We start from the raw sequence: 17234 nt of genomic DNA on the forward strand, positions 1-17234 counted from the left end.
AAACATAAATTATGAGTCTATTAGACCTTATCACCGGCAGCGCTGGAAATCAAGTCGCTGAACAAGCTGAAAACAAGTTCGGGATCAGCAAAAATCAAATCATTGCTCTTCTTGTTGTAGCTGCACCTTTGGTCATCAGTTACCTGAAAAAGAAATCAGAAAATGCTGAAGAAGCCGACAAACTGAATGCCGCTCTAGACAGAGACCACGACGGAAGCATCTTGAACAATCCTTCTCAGGCACTTGACAGAGAACAAGAAGGGGATTCTATCCTGAGTCACATCTTTGGTGGGGAAAAAGCCAATGTGGAAAATCAACTGGCTCAGAATACTGGGATATCTATGGACAAGATCGGTCCGGTTTTGGCAACTTTGGCTCCTGTTATTATGGGTTACATCGGCCAGCAGAAGCAAGCAAGCAACGTGACCTCAGGTGGTGGACTTGGAGATTTGTTAGGCGGGATCCTTGGTAGTTCCTCTCAGCAGGCTCAGGCATCCAACGACCCATTGAGCAATATTCTTGGAAGTGTTCTTGGTGGTGCGTCCCAATCCTCTGGCGGAGGTTTAGGTGATATCTTAGGAAGCGTTCTTGGTGGCGGCAATCAGCAACAATCCCAACAAGGCGGACTTGGCGGATTGCTGGGAAGCATCTTTGGAAAATAATTTTTATAAATATAAAAGCCGTCTCATTTAAAAACGAGACGGCTTTTTTTATTCTTCAGCAGATTTCTTTACCTTTTCAGCTTTCGGTTTAGCTACTTTTGGCTTTGGTTCAGCTTTCGCTTTTACCGGCTTTTCTACAATTACAACAGCTTTCGCAGCTTTTCTTGGTCTTGTTTTTCCGTAGCTTCCTCGTACTCTTTTTCCTTTGGTAGATTTTTGGTCACCTTTTCCCATAAGATTATATTTTATTGATTTGCACGAAGTTAGGAAAATTTCTATAGCAATATAGCTTTTTGGGGCAAAAACTTCATTCTTTGAAGTCAAGAACTCCATCTTTGGCGTTTGGAAACTTATTTAAATTGTAATTTTAGCTTTCGTACAGTCATGATATTTATTGGTAATATTTACTTACAGCAATAAGAAATTCCGAATTCCTTTCCTACATAGGTCACTTATTACCCCAAAGATTTGAACTACAATATATTGATTTTCAATACTCAAAACTGATTTTTTCTTTTTAATATTTTCAATTGTAATCTGTCTGGAATTAGCAAGTAGGAATATGTACTATTTTTGCATAAAATAAAACAAAACAAATGATGATTAATTTATTGAGGAGAAGATTCTTCTTTTCCTTTTTTCTGATGTTTTCTGTTCTCGCTTTTTCGCAGACAAATAATAAATTAACTCTTGAAAATGCAGAAAAGCTCAGACTGGAAGCTGATAAAATTCTTTATGAGAACCCGGATGAGGCATTAAAGATTGCCAATAAAGTTTACAATCTGACCAAAAATACCCACTCGATCACTTTTGCTCATAACGCCGGCTTAATTTCTGAAATTTACTCAATAAAAGGAGAACACAAAAAGTCTATCCAATATGCTGAAGAAGCTCAGGGCGTTTATAAAAAATTGGGTAAGGTCAATTACGAAATCGATATGATTAATGCTATTGGTAATGAATATGCATATTTGGGATTGTTTGACGATGGTTTAAATGAAAATTGGAAAGCCATACAAACCGCCAAATCTAATTTTAAAAAAGATCATAGCGAAGATAACACAAAAATCCTTGCGCAATCATACACCAGACGTGCTACGATTTTCGACCAGCAACACACTCAGTTTGATTCTATCTTAGAAAATCAAAGATTAGCATACAATATAGGAGCAAAGTTAAAATCTGAAAAGAATAATATGTACAAGGTAATGTTTGCTAATAATCTTGCAAATACATTGTTAAAGAAAAAGAAGAAAAACGAAAAAGATTTAAATGAAATTTTATCTGTATTGAATGTTGCCAGGAATCTTGATAAAAAAAATCTCAATTCAAAAGCGAAAGCATATATTTCATTCAATTTTGGCAATTATTTTTATTCAAAAGAAGAGGATGAAAAAGCAGAACAAGAATATCTTTCGGCATTACAGTCTGCCAAAAAAATGGACGATTTATATCTCCAAAAAGATTGTCATAACTTACTAGTAGCGGTTTATTCAGATTTAAAGGAACCTACTAAAGAATTAGAACACAGAAAAGCTTATGATGAACTAATCCAAAAAATTGATGAACTCGAGAAAAGAGATACCAACGCCCAAGTTTCAAAAATCAATAAAGAACAGCAGAAATCATTTTTTAAAACCAAAAGAAATTTAGTTATCATTATATCAGCAATCGTTTTATTGCTCATTATTTCTATCGGATTTGGAATTAGAAACCACAGAAAATCCAAAAAAGAATTTGCCAATTACCAAAAAATAATAGAGAAGCTGCAAAACCAGGAATCGCTGATTCCTGCACCTGTAATTTCCAATTCCGCTGCTGAGAAAACAACATTTTCCGTCTCTTCTGATAAAGAAGTCGAGATCTTGAAAAAACTGGAGAAGTTTGAAAGATCGGAAGGCTTCAAAAACAAAAACCTGTCTCTTTCTTCTATGGCAGAATCCCTCGGCACCAATACCGCCTATCTTTCCACGGTCATCAACAGCAATAAAAATAAAAATTTCAACAATTATATCAATGAACTGAGGATCAATTACATCATTCACAAACTTAAAAATGACCCTCAATATTTGAAATATAAGATCAGTCATTTGGCAGAAGAATGTGGTTTCTCTTCGCACAATACTTTTACAATTGCGTTCTCAAATCTTGCGGGAGTTTCACCTTCCAATTTCGTAAAGTTTCTGACAAAAGAAAGACAGATTCCGGAGAATCAATAATATTGGCCTTGTCAAGGTTTTTTGTTGGAATTGCTCAATAATCCGGCTCTCTTCAAAATCATCAAAACTAATTCACAACTGTTTTATTATCAGATATTTAACTCCATTTATGCATTCCTGTAATTATTAATTTCGAGACTATCTTCCTCTTTCTTTATCATTTTGAATTCTACTTTTGTACTTTCTAAAAACACAATAAGAATTTTTATAAAATGAAAAATGTAAACATTATGATGAAAAAAGGATTTTTTGTGACAGCGGTCGTTGCCGCCAATTTTATTTTCGGACAGGTTGGGATCAATAATGAAGACCCAAAAGCAACTTTGGATGTCACCGCAAAAACAACAGATGGTACAAAACCCGAAGGCTTCATCGCCCCAAGATTGTCGGGAGAGGAAATCAAAGGAAAAGACGCAAAGTATCTCGCAGAACAAAAGGGAACCATCATCTATGCAACCAGCGCAAGCTCGGATGCAGGTGTGAGCGGAGCCAAAACCATCAACATTGCGGCAGAAGGCTACTATTACTTTGATGGCAGCATCTGGCAAAAATTCAACAGCGGAACTGCCGTTGCTTCCGGAACAGAACCTTGGTATAATGTAGCTACTAACACCGGAGCAACTGCCAATACTCAGGATATTTATCAAATGGGAAAAGTGGGAGTAGGTACCAATACTCCCGGCGCAACCTTAGATATTGTTTCGGCAGGAAGTGATAATACGACCAAAGCATTGAAAATCAACAACTCGGCGGCAACGCCACAAGAAATGGTAACGGTTCTGAATAACGGAAATGTAGGATTGGGACGCGTAAACCCTACCGACCATCTGCACCTCGGCTACGGAAATGCGAGGATAGAATATGACCCTGCTTTGGTAGACAACGGCATCAAACTGAGCGGAACCGGCGGATTGTATCACCGCTTGCCTTCACATCTTGGTATCACGGGTACCACCAATAGATACGTGAGTGTGAATAGCAATTCTCTTGGCGTTGCCTTGGAAACAGACAATTCTGACCCTACCAAAAACGGACTTTTGATCTTACGTACCGGTACAGGCAATGTCGGGATTAATGAGCCAAACCCTACAACCACGCTCCACGTGAAAGCCAAAGATGGCGTTGGAACAGGTTTCCGTTTGGTAGATGGTTCGCAAGGAACAAACAAAATTTTGACATCTGACATAGATGGAAATGCTTCTTGGAAAGATGCAACAGCTTCTATAATTATCAATTCTACTCCGGGAGTAACTACGAATTTAAACCTTACTGATGATGCAGGTGGTAACGGTACAAATATGACCTATACAGGAGCCTCTGCTGTAGTAACTGTTCCGGGGTATTACTTTATTACCACCAAGTATATTGGAGACAAAGCTCCTTTTGGATGTAGCACTATCTTAGCACTCAATCTAAATAAAAACAGTTCTACTGTTTTTAACCGATCTACTGCCGCTTTTCCTACTCAAGATATACATACGGTTCCTGGAAATGGTCGTTTTGACTATTTTTTCACAACGCAAATTGCGTATTTAGATGCAGCTACTTATTATATGTTTGCTCGGACTCAAGGCACCGCACCTACTTGTACATCATACAGTGTTCGTGCTGGTATCGACAATAATAGCTTTACCCTGACATTGCTAAAATAGTATTCTCTCAGCTTTTCCTATAAAGTTGTTAAACCATCAAGGTTTTAGAAACCTTGATGGTTTGAAATGACTGATGGAACCTTGCTGAGGCATCTAAAGCAGCTTATGATAATTAGTGTTAAATCAACTCTAAGAATCAATAGGAATGGGCTTTAGCCCGCCGTTTTCAAAAAGAATGATGAAGAGTCGGCTTTAGCCAAAACTTATTGTCGATTTTGGCTAAAGCCTTTTTGATTCTGCAAAACCTTTCATCGGGCTAAAGCCCGACGCAATTGATTTTTGAACCTACAGAATAATCAATAAATCCTCATTTTTGACGTTCCGAAGTGCAACGATGAGGTTGTACAACCCCAAATTTGGGGTTCAGGACGCCAAAAATGGGGTCTAAGACCTAAAAAATGGGGTTCGAGACCCCAAAAATGAGGTTAGGTAACCCCAAACTTGAGGTTCAGAACGTGAAAAATGAGGTCTAAGACCTAAAAAATGGACTTCGGAACGTAAAAGTAATGCCTTAATTTTTCATTGGGTTGTAAACCGTACAATCATAAAACAATAATCATAAGTTTAAAATCTCTACTTAATACAGATGAGAAAAAAAGACGCACAAAGCTATCACGTTATGGGTATGACCAAAAAAGAAGTGCAGGAAGAGCTAGGAAACGGCTTTAATTTCTATCCGGCAGATGTCTGGCATTATGAACTAAGCAAAACCTGGTGGGGCATCAGAACTGTTCTGTTTCTAGAATTTGAAAACGACAGGGTAAATTCAAAATACATTAGAAGAATAGTTGGGAAAATTAATACCGATAAACACAAATGATGAAAAAATGCCACCTAAAACAGGTGGCGTTTTTTTTACAAACTATATCATGATCAGCCTTGTCAAGGTTTTCCATTATCTATCTTTAGTTAACAATGCCCAAAATCCTGCTTTATAAAAGAAATCTACATTGGCAATTGCTGATATGAGAATTCTGCCAGAATCAAACGAGGTTAATCCGAATATTTTTCTCAAGGTCAGATGCGTACAAATCATTATCTTTGCACTCGAAAATTCAAGGTTTAAAGTTCAGGAATTCAAAGTCAACATACGAAATCTTAAACCTTGAACCTCTAAACTTTAAACTAAATTTTATGTTCCGTACACACACAAACGGCGAACTGACGCTGAAAAATCTGAATGAAAAAGTAACACTTTCCGGTTGGGTTCAAACCATCCGTGACAAAGGTTTTATGATTTGGATAGATTTGCGAGACCGTTACGGAATTACCCAATTGGTTTTAGACGAAGAAAGAAGTTCAAAAGAACTTTTGGAATCGGCTAAGAAATTAGGTCGTGAGTTTGTGATCAAAGTAGAAGGAACCGTCATCGAACGTACTTCCAAAAACCCGAAAATCCCAACAGGCGACATCGAGATCTTGGTTGAAAATCTTACTATTTTAAATGAATCTCAATTACCACCTTTCACCATCGAAGACGAAACCGACGGTGGCGAAGAATTGAGAATGAAATACAGATACCTCGATATCAGAAGAAATCCTGTGAAAGATAAACTGATCTTCCGTCACAAAATGGCGCAGAAAGTGAGAAATTATCTTTCAGAAGAAGGCTTCATCGAGGTTGAAACGCCGGTTTTGATCAAATCAACTCCGGAAGGTGCGAGAGATTTCGTGGTTCCAAGCAGAATGAATCCGGGACAATTTTACGCGCTTCCACAATCACCACAAACCTTCAAACAATTGTTGATGGTTGGCGGAATGGACCGATATTTCCAGATCGTGAAATGTTTCCGTGATGAGGATCTGCGAGCCGACAGGCAACCGGAATTCACGCAGATCGATTGCGAAATGGCGTTTGTAGAGCAGGAAGACATCATGAATGTTTTTGAAGGAATGACCAAAACGTTATTGAAAGACATTACAGGAAGAGACTTTGAAGATTTCCCAAGAATGACCTTTGCAGATGCCATGCAAAAATACGGAAACGACAAACCGGATATCCGTTTCGGAATGGAGTTCGTGGAGCTGAATGAATTGGTGAAAGGAAAAGATTTTAAAATATTTGATGATGCTGAATTGGTTGTTGGGATCAATGTTGAAGGAATTGCAGATTATACCAGAAAACAAATCGATGAATTAATTGATTGGGTAAAGCGTCCACAGATCGGAGCTACCGGAATGGTTTGGATCAAATTCCAAAACGATGGCGTTGTAACTTCATCTGTGAACAAATTCTATTCTGAAGAAGACTTGAAGAAAATTACAGAAGAATTTGGCGCAAAAGCAGGAGATTTAATTTTTGTAATGTCCGGAAATGCAGACAAAGTTAGAACACAGCTTTCAGCCTTGAGAATGGAATTAGGAAATCGTCTCGGATTGAGAAAAGGAAATGAGTTTGCACCACTTTGGGTTGTAGATTTCCCTTTGTTGGAATTTGATGAAGAATCCGGAAGATACCACGCAATGCACCACCCTTTCACTTCTCCGAAAACCGAAGACTTTAGTTTGTTGGAAACCGACCCAGGAAAAGCAAGAGCCAATGCTTACGATTTGGTTCTGAACGGAAATGAGATTGGTGGAGGTTCTATCAGAATTTTCGATAAAGATCTGCAATCAAGAATGTTTGACCTTTTAGGATTCTCAAAAGAAGAAGCAGAAGCACAATTCGGATTCCTGATGAACGCTTTCAAATACGGAGCACCTCCTCATGGAGGATTAGCATTCGGATTTGACCGATTGGTCGCAATCTTGGACGGAAACGAGGTCATCAGAGATTATATCGCATTCCCGAAAAACAACTCCGGTAGAGATGTGATGATAGATGCACCAGCTCCGATTCATCAGGAACAACTCACTGAACTGGAACTGAAATTGGATCTAAAAGCATAAATTAGAAGCGGGGAAATTTTTCTCCGCTTTTTTTATTTACTAAGGCAACTTTGCTACCAAAAACTCCGGAGATAATTTTAAAATCCAATAGATGATTTTCCATTTCCAGTTGGGAATAATTTCAAATGAGGTTCCAGCATTAATAATAAATTTAGCAACATAGTCAGGCTCCATAATCAGGTTTTTGTTAAGTTCCAGTCCAGCATTGATTTTTGTATTAATGTAACCAATCACTAAAACATTCACTATAACTTTTCTTGAATTTAATTCTTGTCGAAGTCCTGCTAGATATTGTGTAAAAGCAGATTTTGTACTTCCGTAAACGAAATTACTTTTACGTCCACGAACACCCGATAATGATGACAAACCAATAATTCTTTCCAGATTTTTGTTCGAGATATCTGATGCAATAATATTCAGAATAGAAACGGCACCGATATAATTGGTCTTCATCATTTCAAAAGTTCCATCGAAGTTTTTTAAAGCTTCCTGATTTTCAATCAAAAAACCCGCTGCATAAACAACAATATTAGGTTTTATAGATAATTCATCGTAAAAATATTGATGAGAGGAAAAGTCTGTGGCATCAAAATATTTAATCTCAAATTTGGATTTGTTCAGATGATTTTCATCAGCAAAATTTTCCAGGGATTTTAGATTTCTGGAAGCTGCAATCACGTAATAGCCTTTATTAATGTAAAGTTTGATGGCTTGTTTTGCAACATCCGAATTAGCTCCTAGAATCAGAACAGTTTTACGAGTATTCATTTTGCAAAGATAGATTTTCAGATAATAGACAGATAGATAATAGACTGGCAATTTATTCAAAAAATAAGTTTTTAATCAGTAAATTTGTAACAGTAGTCTCGGATTAAAAAAACTATCATCTATCCGTCTATTATCTAATTTCTTATTTATGTTTAATGTTTTAGGAAACTTTTTGACGCTTTCTTCCTTTGGCGAAAGTCACGGAGAAGCTTACGGCGGAATTATTACCAATTTTCCCGCTGGTCTGGAAATCGATATAGAGAAAGTTCAACTTGAGCTTGACCGCAGAAAACCTGGACAATCTGCTATTGTTACACAAAGAAAAGAAGGCGATAAAGTTCGATTTTTGTCAGGAATTTTTGATGGAAAATCTACGGGAACACCTATCGGATTCATTGTAGAAAATGAAAACCAACGTTCCAAAGATTACGACCATATCGCACAAGCCTATCGCCCAAGTCACGCTGATTATACTTATGACCAAAAATTCGGAATCCGGGATTACCGTGGTGGTGGAAAATCTTCTGCCCGTGAAACTCTTAATTGGGTCGTTGCTGGCGCTTTGGCAAAACAACTTCTTCCTGAAATTGAAATCAATGCTTATGTTTCTTCGGTTGGCGAGATTTTCTGTGAGAAACCTTACCAGGCTTTGGATTTTTCTAAAACCGAAAGCAATATCGTTCGTTGTCCGGATGAGGAAACGGCCGATAAAATGATTGAAAGAATCAAAGAAATCAAAAAAGAAGGCAACACGATTGGCGGAACGGTAACTTGTGTTATCAAGAATGTTCCAACCGGATTAGGCGAACCGATTTTCAACAAACTACACGCAGAGTTAGGAAAAGCAATGTTGAATATCAATGCCTGCAAAGGTTTTGAATATGGTAGCGGATTCTGTGGCGCTAAAATGACAGGAAAGGAACACAACGATCTTTTCAATCAAGACGGATCCACGAAATCCAATCTTTCCGGCGGCATCCAAGGTGGAATCTCCAATGGAATGGATATCTATTTCCGTGCAGCTTTCAAACCGGTTGCTACGATTCTCCGTCCACAGGAAAGTATCAACAAAGACGGCGAGTCTGTAACTGTGGAAGGTAAGGGAAGACATGACCCTTGCGTAGTTCCAAGAGCTGTTCCGATTGTGGAAGGCCTTGCTGCATTTGTTTTGGCAGATATGTATTTAATCAATAAAACCAGAAAAATATAATGGACATCAAACAATATTGGGACAACGCAGTTTCTTATACAGAATATCTTCGTGATGCAGGAGAAAGATTAGGAAATCCAAAAAATACTCAGGAGGCTGATTATGCAGAGTATTACAGATTAGGAATCCAAAGGATGAACAGAATGTGGGACAAATATCTTCCGAATTCTGAACAGGTCGAAACTTTTGCAAAGAAAAACTTCAATGGGAAAATCTTGATCATTTCCGAAGCTTGGTGTGGCGACGCAAGTCAGGTGATCCCTGTTGTTGTGAAGTTTTTTGAACAATTTGAAATTAGAATTTCTTATCGTGACCAAGAACCAAGTTTGATTGACAGTTATTTGACAAACGGCGGAAAATCTATTCCAATTGTGATTTTTCTGGATGAAAACTTCAATGAAATTGCACATTGGGGACCAAGGCCAAAGCATGGAACCGAACTTTTGGAAAAACATAAAGCAAACCCGGCGGAATTCTCAAGAGACCAATTTTATGTGGAATTACAGACTTATTATGCTAAAAACAGAGGCTTTGATACGATTGGGGAACTTCTGGAGTTGTTGTAAATTTCAATTTGTAGATATTTGATATGAATTTTCTGAGAAAAAATATGATCTACATTATCATCATTGTTGTTTTATCGGCTTTTGCGCTCATAAAACCGCTTCGTGATTTTGTATCGGAACAAATGGCCATGAGCCCAACTGTGGCGAAAATCAATAATGAAACGATGCTTTCTGATGAGGTTTTAGACATCGATCTGAAGGGAATCAATACAAGCAGTACGAATCTGAAAAACCTTCGTGGAAAAGTTCTTTTCCTTAATTTTTGGGGAACCTGGTGTCCACCTTGCAGAACCGAATGGCCAACGATTCAGAAATTGTATGATCTAAAAAAAGACAAGCTTGAATTTGCACTGATCGCAATGCAGGACCAGGAGGAAGATGTTAAAAAATTCCTGAAAGAGAATAATTATACGGTGCCAGTTTATATTGCGGAAAGTCCGCTTGACCCGAAAATTTTGCCTGTTGCTTTTCCTACAACTTATTTGATAGGAAAAGATGGAAGGATTTTTAAAAAGGAAGATAGTTCCATGGATTGGAGCAAGGATTCGGTTTTGGAATTTGTGGATAATGTGACGAAATGATGATTTAATAATTTTATGATAAAACAAAAAGCCTGTATCATTGATGCAGGCTTTTTATATTTAATAAAAATTTAAATTATTTCTTTTTTTCTACTCCAAAAGTTTCCGGGAATCTTGCGATCGTGAAATCTCTAGAGATTGCAGCTTTTTCGAATTTAAGCTTCCCGCTCAATGTTTCTAAAACCACACCATCTTCATTAATAGAAAAAATCGTCCCGTGCATTCCGGAAGTAGTCACCACTTTCGCACCCGGCTTAAGTGCTTCCTGGAAAGATTTCTCCTGCTTCTGCTTTCTCATTTGCGGACGTATCATCAGAAAATAAAATCCAACGAACATCAATCCTATCATTAGCAACGTTGGTGTCATCGACTGTGCTGGTGCCGCAGCCTGTAAAAATATTGTAAGCATAATCTTATGGTAAAATGTTAGCTGAGAATGTTAAACGAACTGGTGCTTTTTCTACATTCACAAAAACATCAGCCACTTTATTAACCGCTCCGTCGAAGTTCGTAGAATCAAAATGTAAAGTGATCTTTCCTTTCTTTCCTGGCAAAATTGGTTCTTTTGTAAAATCAGGAACTGTACATCCGCAACCTGGTTTCACGTTAGAAATAATCAATGGATTGGTACCCGTATTGGTCACTTCGTAGATATGCTCTACTTTTTCTCCTTTTTTGATGTCTCCAAAGTTATGGTCAGTCTCGCTGAACGCGATAGTTGTCAACGGTTTGCTTTGCGCTTCTTTTACCAATGCTGCATCGTCCGGATTAGCAGACTCTTGGGAAAGAGCGTCCACAACAGTACTTGCTTGTGCTGAATCGGGGCTTTTTACAGAAGATGTTTCTTCTTTTTTGTTACAAGAAAAAGCAAGTGTGCAAAGTGCAGCTACTGCTAATATTTTGATTGATTTCATATTAAAAATATTTTATATTCGATTAATATCCTTTGTGTATTTGTCTAAAATCCCATTGATGAAAATATTGGATTTATCCGTTCCATAGACTTTGGAAACATCAATATATTCATTGATAATAATTCTGGAAGCTGTTAATGGAAAGTTGTCCAATTCTGTAATGGCCGCGACAAGAATAATTCTATCAATAAGAGAAATTCTTTCCAAGTCCCAGTTCAACAACTTCGCTTCCAATTTCTTCTCTGTATCCTCCCAATTGTTAAGAGACCTTCTTAATAGTTTTCTTGCAAATTCTTCATCTTCACCATCTTTCAACATTTTTATCAGCGTGTGAGAAGATTCTGATTCTTTCATAAAGCCAATGGTTTTCTGTATCATAGAATTAGCTATATGAAAATCATCTGCCCAAGACATTTCTTTTTCTTCGAATCTCTCGTGTAGATCTGTATTCTCAGCAACGTATCTTAAGAATAATTTACCAATGAATTTTTGGTCATCTTCGAAGGATATCTCATTATCAGCCATATAGTCCTGATAACGTTTCCCGGCTTTGATTCTTTGAAAAGTTTTTACAAGTAGCTCATCATTGGGATCCCAGATCAGTTCTTTATGTTTTTCAGAGAAACTTCTTCTTTCCTCGTTATCTTCTAACTGGAGTAAAATCTGGTTTCTGATCAACTTTTGATTTGGGTCTATATCTTGTTGAGTTTTAAGGTATTTGTTCTTTCCTATCTCAATTTGATCTTCTGCTAAACGCTTCAATCCAACCAGAAAATTAAGCTCATAGATGTAAAGATGGTAGATTTTGTTGATTTCTGAGAACATATTTTTCTCAAGGACATCAAACTTGATGGGGTTTTGATAATAAGAATATAGAGATTCTACAATTTTTTCGCGAATTTGTCGTCTTCCCAGCATTTCAAAGATCTTTTTTTAGTGGGTGCAAAGATAGGAAAAATTGTATCAAAGTCATAATCCATCAATAGAACTTTAACGCAAAATAAAATCGTGGATCTTTCACAGCCCGACTTATCTTGATTCCAATAAATCAATTAAATTTCTTTTTCCGAATCTATCTTTTCCAGTTGTTTCAAATTCCTGGAAAGCCTTTTCAAAATAATACCGTAAGCGATCCTGTAATAAAGCAAAATGATAATGATACAGATCAAAAGACTTAATATAACACCGGTTATCAGGCCCCAAAATGTTGGATTGTCTATCTTAATATTTTGTTGTCTTATCGTAAAAATAATAAAACTTGTAAAGCTACCTATGAACAAAAGCAACAAAATGATATTACTGAAAATAAATAGATTAACTGCTTTTTTAAAACCTAAAATATGTGTGATAAATTTTTTGAGATTAGATTCAATCGTAATTTTTTTATAATTCCTGTAAAAAATAATAACAAAAACACCTGTGATTAGGAGGCTTATAATCTTCATCCAATTATAGATCCTATCCAAAGAAAACTCAACTTGAGATTGATTTTTGATTTGAAGTTTATTGAGAATGTTCGTAAAATCGGTATGGAAATCTGTTGAAAAAAGCGCAATGAAATTGATAAGACCAAAAATAACAAATTCGGCAATGCTGATCCAAAGTATGTATTTTACATAATTTCTGGATTTTCTGTTGAGCATCACTTCAATTTCATCCTGATCGTATCCATCAGAAATCGTTTGGTCTTGCCACGTTTTTTTCAACGAATCTATATCAAAGTCTTCTGAGTTAGGCATGCTTTATCATCAATTCTTTTAATGTTTTCTTTAATCTATTCATTTTCACGCGGGCATTAACCTCCGTAATACCCAGTGTGTCCGCAATCTCTTTGTAAGGTTCATCATCCAGATACATCATTACAATTGCCCTTTCTACATCCGGCAACATCTTGATGACCTTATACAGCAAGGAAATCTGTTGTTGTTTTTCATCAGAATCTTCTAAAAAATCTTTGCTGTGAAAATCCTGTAATTCATCTGTTTGCGGTTGTCGTGTTTTTTTTCTGAATAATGTAATTGCAGTATTAAGTGCTACTCTGTACATCCAAGTTGAGATCTTGGAGTTACCTTGGAATGAGTCGTAGGATTTCCAAAGTTGTAACACGATCTCCTGAAAAAGGTCTTCCTGGTCTTCTGCAGAATGGGTATAAAGGCGTGAGACCTTGATAATAAGTCCTTGATTATCCTTTATTAATTTAGAAAACGCTTTCTGTTTATTCTCCATTCCGAGAACGAAGATAAGAATTTATTCGTTCTGCAAAGCTGATCCAAGGATTTAATTATTTTGTTAAACAAATGTTAATTTCGTTATATATTATTGGTTATATTTGACTTATGATTATTAATAAAATTATCAAAACACTTTTTTGTTGTTTATTGATTTCTATTTTCAGCTGTACAAATCAGTTGACAAATCAATTTGGAATTCGAAACCAAAATGATACCAAGGAAGCAGAACCCAAAATGGTCTATTTATTTTTTGAAGTTGAAAAAGCATCTGACGGAAAAGAAGTTATAAAATTAATGGAAAGAAAAGAGTCTGATGGATTCTTCAAGAATGAAGAGTTTGGAACAGCAAAAGATATTACAAACAGCAATTATAAAATTGTTTTGCTGGATAAGAATAATAAGATCTGCAAAACATCGATCATTGACAATCCATTGTCGCCGGTTTTTGAATCTTATGACAAAGACTCGATAGAAAAACAAATTGGCAAACTAGACAAAGCCGAATTTTTCTACAGATACAATGATAATGGAAATGTTGCTGAGATGGAAATTCATAAAGTAGAAAATAACAATTCTACACTTATTTTCAAATTAAAATTATAACAGTTATGAAATATTTTTATTTATTATTGGTCTTAATTTCAGGGGCTTCTGAAGCTCAGATTTTTGATCTTGTTCCTCTTGTACAAAATGGTTCGAAAGACAAAAGAATCAATCTCGTCATTCTCGGAGATGGCTATACTGCAAGTGAGCAATCTGCTTTTATGGAAGATGCAACCTTTGTTTCTGATTATTTGATGAATAAACAACCTTATTCCAATTATAAAAATTATTTCAATGTTTATGCTCTTAAAGTGATCTCCCCGCAAAGTGGCGTAAAACATCCGGGAACAGCTTCTGACGTTACAGAACCGGTAATTCCGGTTTCTAATCCGACTAATTATTTCAACACCTCTTATGATACCTCCGGGACGCACCGTTGCATATATGGAAGTGTAAACAAAGTCACTCAAACTTTAGCCGCCAATATCCCTGAATTCGATATGGCTTTAATTTTAGGAAACGATACGGAATATGGAGGCTGCGGTGGAACTTATGCATTCCTTTCCAGGAACGAGCAAGCTCCGGATGTTGCCTATCACGAGTTAGGGCATTCTTTCGGAAAATTGGCTGATGAGTATTGGTTTTCCGGTTCCGGAGAATCTCCTAATAAAACAAAAACTTCTGACCCGGAAACAGTTCGTTGGAAAAATTGGCTGAACACAGGAAGTGTCGGGATTTATCAATTTTCTGAAAATACAGCTTGGTATCGTCCGCATCAGAATTGCGAAATGCGATATCTGAACAAACAGTTCTGCAATGTTTGCAAGGAAACTTTGGTTGAAAAAATTCATACGGTTAAAAATCCTATTGATAGTTTTACACCAACAAATACTTCTACAATTAGTACAAATTCAAATATTGATTTAGTAGTAAACCTAATTCTCCCAATTCCCAACACTTTAAAATCCGAGTGGAAAGTCAATGGAACGACTATTCAGAATGATGTCAGTAATATCACAATTCAACCGGATCAATTGAATGTTGGAAATAATACGGTTCTCTTCAGTGTTTATGATAACACGACAATGGTAAGAACTAATAATCACAGTACAATCCATCTCTCCACCATTAGTTGGACAATCAGCAAAACACAGCTTGGAGTTTCGGATATAAAATCAAATGAATATGATTTCGTTCTATATCCAAATCCTGCGAAAGATTACTTCATCTTGGAAGGTAAATCAATTTCCAATGAGAAAATCAAAGTCGAAATTCTTGATTCTTCCGGAAAGTTAATCAAAAAACAAAACATAGATCCTAATCAAAAAGATAAAATCGATATCTCTAGACTCAATTCTCAGAATTATATTATCAATGCTTATAAAGATGGACAGCTTATTTTATCTCAGAAAATGATAAAGAATTAAGTTATAATTAAGTATTTTTGCCAACTGAGAAGCGTGGCTTGTTGATTCAAATTCATTTTTGGGTAGGAAAGTCCGGACACCATAGGGCAGTATAGCGGATAACATCCGCCATTTGTAAAAATAGGACAAGTGCAACAGAAAGCAAGTACAGTTCGGCTGTAGTGAAACCAGGTAAACTCTATACGGTGCAATGCTAAGTATATCATCAGTCAAGGGCGGCTCGTCCGTTGATGAGGGGTAAGCAGCTCAAGATTTTCAGTAATGTCAATCGTAGATAAATAACAAGCTTCAACAGAATCCGGCTTATAGCGCTTCTCTATTTTTTGATTTGGGAATGTTGGTAATTCTTAATGATAAAGTTAATTCCTGTTTCCAATATTTCGCCCATAGTTTTACATTTCTTGAATTGGGAATTGTAAGTCAATTTTTGAAGAGAAGTACTCAATTCGGAGATTTTTTCTGGCGTGGAAATGTTATCTGTCTTCATAATTTCTATCAAATCTTTATATCTCTGATTACTTGTCAGAACTCTTTTAGCAATAGCAGACCTTACCTCTTTTCTATATTGCTCTATCGAATTAGGTTTGAGTTTTTCATTTACGAGTTCCACCATTTTGAAATTCTCTTTAAAATATTGGGGAACGTATATTTTAAGTTGTCCCTCATAACTCTGTTGGTCAAAATCGATTGCTCTAATTCTATAAACCACTTGGTCAAAATCATGAATAGGAATCACCACATAGTTGTATGAACGCATATCACCTAGTAATCCTATCATACATCTTTCATTGAATTTTACATATTCTTTTGCAATTTGAGCTTTTTCAGGTTCAGTACAATCTGGTAAATAATTTTCGATGAAAACATCACCCGGTATTCCTAAAATATGTTCTTCAATCAGCGTATCTTTATAAACAAGAAAGTTGATTCTGTTCGGTGAAAAGATATCTTCAAACTCTAATCCATAAATTCTTGAGGCATCAGCTTTTTTGATGTAGAAGTTGGTATAATTATCATTGAGAATATTCCTTACTCTGATTCTAAAAGGTTTAGAGTTTCCAAATGTACAGAAATGTATAGAATCAACTTTTAAAAACGGTAAAGTTTCTTCATCACCATCAGAGTGTAAAAGTGTGTATATCTTGTTAAGACTAGTCTCAATCTCTAAATATTCAAATTCAGGATAGAAAACATCCAGCCAATAAGTATCTTTTCCATTTTTATCAACTAAGGAAGTATAACCCGAAAATCTCAAAAGATCCTCATAAAAGATTTTAATATGAGTAGTTCTGTTATTTTTCTCAAGATATTCTTCCAGTGATTTACCAATTGGATATATCGGTTTTCTGAATTCTATTTTAATATCTCTCATTTTACTAGTTAAGAATGCTAAAATAGTAAAAATAAGCCTGATATCTCTCCCTTCCGGTGTATGAAGGGGATACAGGGGCCTTATCTCCATTGTCACCTGGCTGTGGGGTACGGGCTTGTCCTATAGGGTACAAAAAAGGCCCATCCGGACAGATAGATGGACGGGGCCATATACCAAAAAAAAACGCTCATCAATTACTT

At 36.3% G+C, this 17234-nt stretch carries 18 protein-coding genes and 1 other RNA gene; 11 read left to right on the forward strand and 8 right to left on the reverse strand.

All coding sequences use genetic code 11. The features are described 5' to 3' along the window. The first annotated feature begins 11 nt into the window (after window positions 1-11). Window positions 12-662: a DUF937 domain-containing protein gene (locus BLT30_RS17585; protein ID WP_089875062.1), complete on the forward strand. Its 651-nt coding sequence runs from the start codon at window positions 12-14 to the stop codon at window positions 660-662. A gap of 48 nt (window positions 663-710) precedes the next feature. Here BLT30_RS17585 and BLT30_RS17590 read toward each other — a convergent pair whose 3' ends face one another. Continuing rightward, window positions 711-896, reverse strand: a complete 186-nt coding sequence (locus BLT30_RS17590) for a 30S ribosomal protein THX (RefSeq protein ID WP_175487230.1) — start codon at window positions 894-896, stop codon at window positions 711-713. A 362-nt stretch (window positions 897-1258) separates the two neighbouring features. On the opposite strand from BLT30_RS17590, the gene BLT30_RS17595 reads away from it, so the two are divergent. From BLT30_RS17595 to aspS, 4 genes are all read left to right on the forward strand, one after another. Continuing rightward, window positions 1259-2881 carry a helix-turn-helix domain-containing protein gene (locus BLT30_RS17595; protein ID WP_089875066.1) on the forward strand — a complete coding sequence of 541 codons (1623 nt, stop codon included), beginning with the start codon at window positions 1259-1261 and terminating at the stop codon, window positions 2879-2881. A 212-nt stretch (window positions 2882-3093) separates the two neighbouring features. Next, window positions 3094-4533 carry an autotransporter outer membrane beta-barrel domain-containing protein gene (locus BLT30_RS17600; protein WP_089875068.1) on the forward strand — a complete coding sequence of 480 codons (1440 nt, stop codon included), beginning with the start codon at window positions 3094-3096 and terminating at the stop codon, window positions 4531-4533. Window positions 4534-5119: 586 nt separating this feature from the next. Beyond that, entirely contained in the window at window positions 5120-5353 is a 234-nt protein-coding gene (locus tag BLT30_RS17605; protein WP_089875070.1) for a hypothetical protein, read from the forward strand. 314 nt (window positions 5354-5667) lie between these two features. Next, window positions 5668-7422, forward strand: a complete 1755-nt coding sequence (gene aspS, locus BLT30_RS17610; RefSeq protein WP_089875072.1) for an aspartate--tRNA ligase — start codon at window positions 5668-5670, stop codon at window positions 7420-7422. A 39-nt stretch (window positions 7423-7461) separates the two neighbouring features. Here the strand turns inward: aspS and BLT30_RS17615 are convergent, their stop codons facing one another. Then, complete coding sequence (locus BLT30_RS17615; protein ID WP_089875074.1) at window positions 7462-8190, reverse strand: SDR family NAD(P)-dependent oxidoreductase; 729 nt, start codon at window positions 8188-8190, stop codon at window positions 7462-7464. Between the two features lie 148 nt (window positions 8191-8338). Here BLT30_RS17615 and aroC point away from each other — a divergent pair, with 148 nt between their 5' ends. From aroC to BLT30_RS17630, 3 genes are read left to right on the forward strand one after another with little or no spacing between them, the layout of a single operon-like run. Then, window positions 8339-9400, forward strand: a complete 1062-nt coding sequence (gene aroC, locus BLT30_RS17620) for a chorismate synthase (RefSeq protein ID WP_089875076.1) — start codon at window positions 8339-8341, stop codon at window positions 9398-9400. Then, window positions 9400-9966, forward strand: coding sequence for a thioredoxin family protein (locus BLT30_RS17625; protein WP_089875078.1), 567 nt, complete (start codon window positions 9400-9402; stop codon window positions 9964-9966). The genes aroC and BLT30_RS17625 overlap by 1 nt, the downstream gene beginning before the upstream one ends. Before the next feature lie 23 nt (window positions 9967-9989). Continuing rightward, window positions 9990-10547: a TlpA family protein disulfide reductase gene (locus tag BLT30_RS17630; protein ID WP_089875080.1), complete on the forward strand. Its 558-nt coding sequence runs from the start codon at window positions 9990-9992 to the stop codon at window positions 10545-10547. 76 nt (window positions 10548-10623) lie between these two features. On the opposite strand, the gene yajC is transcribed toward BLT30_RS17630, so the two are convergent. The 5 genes from yajC to BLT30_RS17655 form a co-directional block, all read right to left on the reverse strand. Continuing rightward, a complete protein-coding gene (gene yajC, locus BLT30_RS17635) occupies window positions 10624-10956 on the reverse strand; it encodes a preprotein translocase subunit YajC (protein ID WP_074237013.1) in 333 nt (110 codons plus the stop codon). A gap of 4 nt (window positions 10957-10960) precedes the next feature. Then, a complete protein-coding gene (locus tag BLT30_RS17640) occupies window positions 10961-11461 on the reverse strand; it encodes a DUF1573 domain-containing protein (protein ID WP_089875082.1) in 501 nt (166 codons plus the stop codon). Window positions 11462-11473: 12 nt separating this feature from the next. Beyond that, window positions 11474-12379: a transcription antitermination protein NusB gene (locus tag BLT30_RS17645; RefSeq protein WP_089875084.1), complete on the reverse strand. Its 906-nt coding sequence runs from the start codon at window positions 12377-12379 to the stop codon at window positions 11474-11476. Window positions 12380-12513: 134 nt separating this feature from the next. Next, complete coding sequence (locus tag BLT30_RS17650; protein ID WP_089875086.1) at window positions 12514-13200, reverse strand: hypothetical protein; 687 nt, start codon at window positions 13198-13200, stop codon at window positions 12514-12516. Beyond that, window positions 13193-13687 carry an RNA polymerase sigma factor gene (locus BLT30_RS17655; RefSeq protein WP_089875088.1) on the reverse strand — a complete coding sequence of 165 codons (495 nt, stop codon included), beginning with the start codon at window positions 13685-13687 and terminating at the stop codon, window positions 13193-13195. The genes BLT30_RS17650 and BLT30_RS17655 overlap by 8 nt, the downstream gene beginning before the upstream one ends. Window positions 13688-13926: 239 nt before the next feature. Between BLT30_RS17655 and BLT30_RS17660 the strand changes: the two genes are divergently transcribed. The 3 genes from BLT30_RS17660 (at window position 13927) to rnpB (ending at window position 15984) form a co-directional block, all read left to right on the forward strand. Further along, complete coding sequence (locus BLT30_RS17660; protein WP_139166706.1) at window positions 13927-14295, forward strand: hypothetical protein; 369 nt, start codon at window positions 13927-13929, stop codon at window positions 14293-14295. 5 nt (window positions 14296-14300) lie between these two features. Further along, a complete protein-coding gene (locus tag BLT30_RS17665; protein ID WP_089875092.1) occupies window positions 14301-15662 on the forward strand; it encodes a M64 family metallopeptidase in 1362 nt (453 codons plus the stop codon). A 25-nt stretch (window positions 15663-15687) separates the two neighbouring features. Further along, window positions 15688-15984: RNase P RNA component class A (gene rnpB / locus BLT30_RS17670), an RNA gene on the forward strand. Here rnpB and BLT30_RS17675 read toward each other — a convergent pair. Next, on the reverse strand, window positions 15979-17034 hold the full coding sequence (locus BLT30_RS17675; RefSeq protein ID WP_089875094.1) for a hypothetical protein: 1056 nt from the start codon (window positions 17032-17034) through the stop codon (window positions 15979-15981). The genes rnpB and BLT30_RS17675 overlap by 6 nt on opposite strands. Window positions 17035-17234: the final 200 nt, after the last annotated feature.

It is taken from the genome of Epilithonimonas hungarica (genome assembly GCF_900102265.1).
GTDB lineage: Bacteria > Bacteroidota > Bacteroidia > Flavobacteriales > Weeksellaceae > Epilithonimonas > Epilithonimonas hungarica.

Excerpts from the sequence above, each read along its gene's own strand:
- BLT30_RS17585 (WP_089875062.1), top strand. The coding sequence starts at position 12 with ATGAGTCTATTAGACCTTATCACCGGCAGCGCTGGAAATCAAGTCGCT.
- BLT30_RS17590 (WP_175487230.1), bottom strand. The coding sequence starts at position 896 with ATGGGAAAAGGTGACCAAAAATCTACCAAAGGAAAAAGAGTACGAGGA.
- BLT30_RS17595 (WP_089875066.1), top strand. The coding sequence starts at position 1,259 with ATGATGATTAATTTATTGAGGAGAAGATTCTTCTTTTCCTTTTTTCTG.
- BLT30_RS17600 (WP_089875068.1), top strand. The coding sequence starts at position 3,094 with ATGAAAAATGTAAACATTATGATGAAAAAAGGATTTTTTGTGACAGCG.
- BLT30_RS17605 (WP_089875070.1), top strand. The coding sequence starts at position 5,120 with ATGAGAAAAAAAGACGCACAAAGCTATCACGTTATGGGTATGACCAAA.
- aspS (WP_089875072.1), top strand. The coding sequence starts at position 5,668 with ATGTTCCGTACACACACAAACGGCGAACTGACGCTGAAAAATCTGAAT.
- BLT30_RS17615 (WP_089875074.1), bottom strand. The coding sequence starts at position 8,190 with ATGAATACTCGTAAAACTGTTCTGATTCTAGGAGCTAATTCGGATGTT.
- aroC (WP_089875076.1), top strand. The coding sequence starts at position 8,339 with ATGTTTAATGTTTTAGGAAACTTTTTGACGCTTTCTTCCTTTGGCGAA.
- BLT30_RS17625 (WP_089875078.1), top strand. The coding sequence starts at position 9,400 with ATGGACATCAAACAATATTGGGACAACGCAGTTTCTTATACAGAATAT.
- BLT30_RS17630 (WP_089875080.1), top strand. The coding sequence starts at position 9,990 with ATGAATTTTCTGAGAAAAAATATGATCTACATTATCATCATTGTTGTT.
- yajC (WP_074237013.1), bottom strand. The coding sequence starts at position 10,956 with ATGCTTACAATATTTTTACAGGCTGCGGCACCAGCACAGTCGATGACA.
- BLT30_RS17640 (WP_089875082.1), bottom strand. The coding sequence starts at position 11,461 with ATGAAATCAATCAAAATATTAGCAGTAGCTGCACTTTGCACACTTGCT.
- BLT30_RS17645 (WP_089875084.1), bottom strand. The coding sequence starts at position 12,379 with ATGCTGGGAAGACGACAAATTCGCGAAAAAATTGTAGAATCTCTATAT.
- BLT30_RS17650 (WP_089875086.1), bottom strand. The coding sequence starts at position 13,200 with ATGCCTAACTCAGAAGACTTTGATATAGATTCGTTGAAAAAAACGTGG.
- BLT30_RS17655 (WP_089875088.1), bottom strand. The coding sequence starts at position 13,687 with ATGGAGAATAAACAGAAAGCGTTTTCTAAATTAATAAAGGATAATCAA.
- BLT30_RS17660 (WP_139166706.1), top strand. The coding sequence starts at position 13,927 with ATGGTCTATTTATTTTTTGAAGTTGAAAAAGCATCTGACGGAAAAGAA.
- BLT30_RS17665 (WP_089875092.1), top strand. The coding sequence starts at position 14,301 with ATGAAATATTTTTATTTATTATTGGTCTTAATTTCAGGGGCTTCTGAA.
- BLT30_RS17675 (WP_089875094.1), bottom strand. The coding sequence starts at position 17,034 with ATGAGAGATATTAAAATAGAATTCAGAAAACCGATATATCCAATTGGT.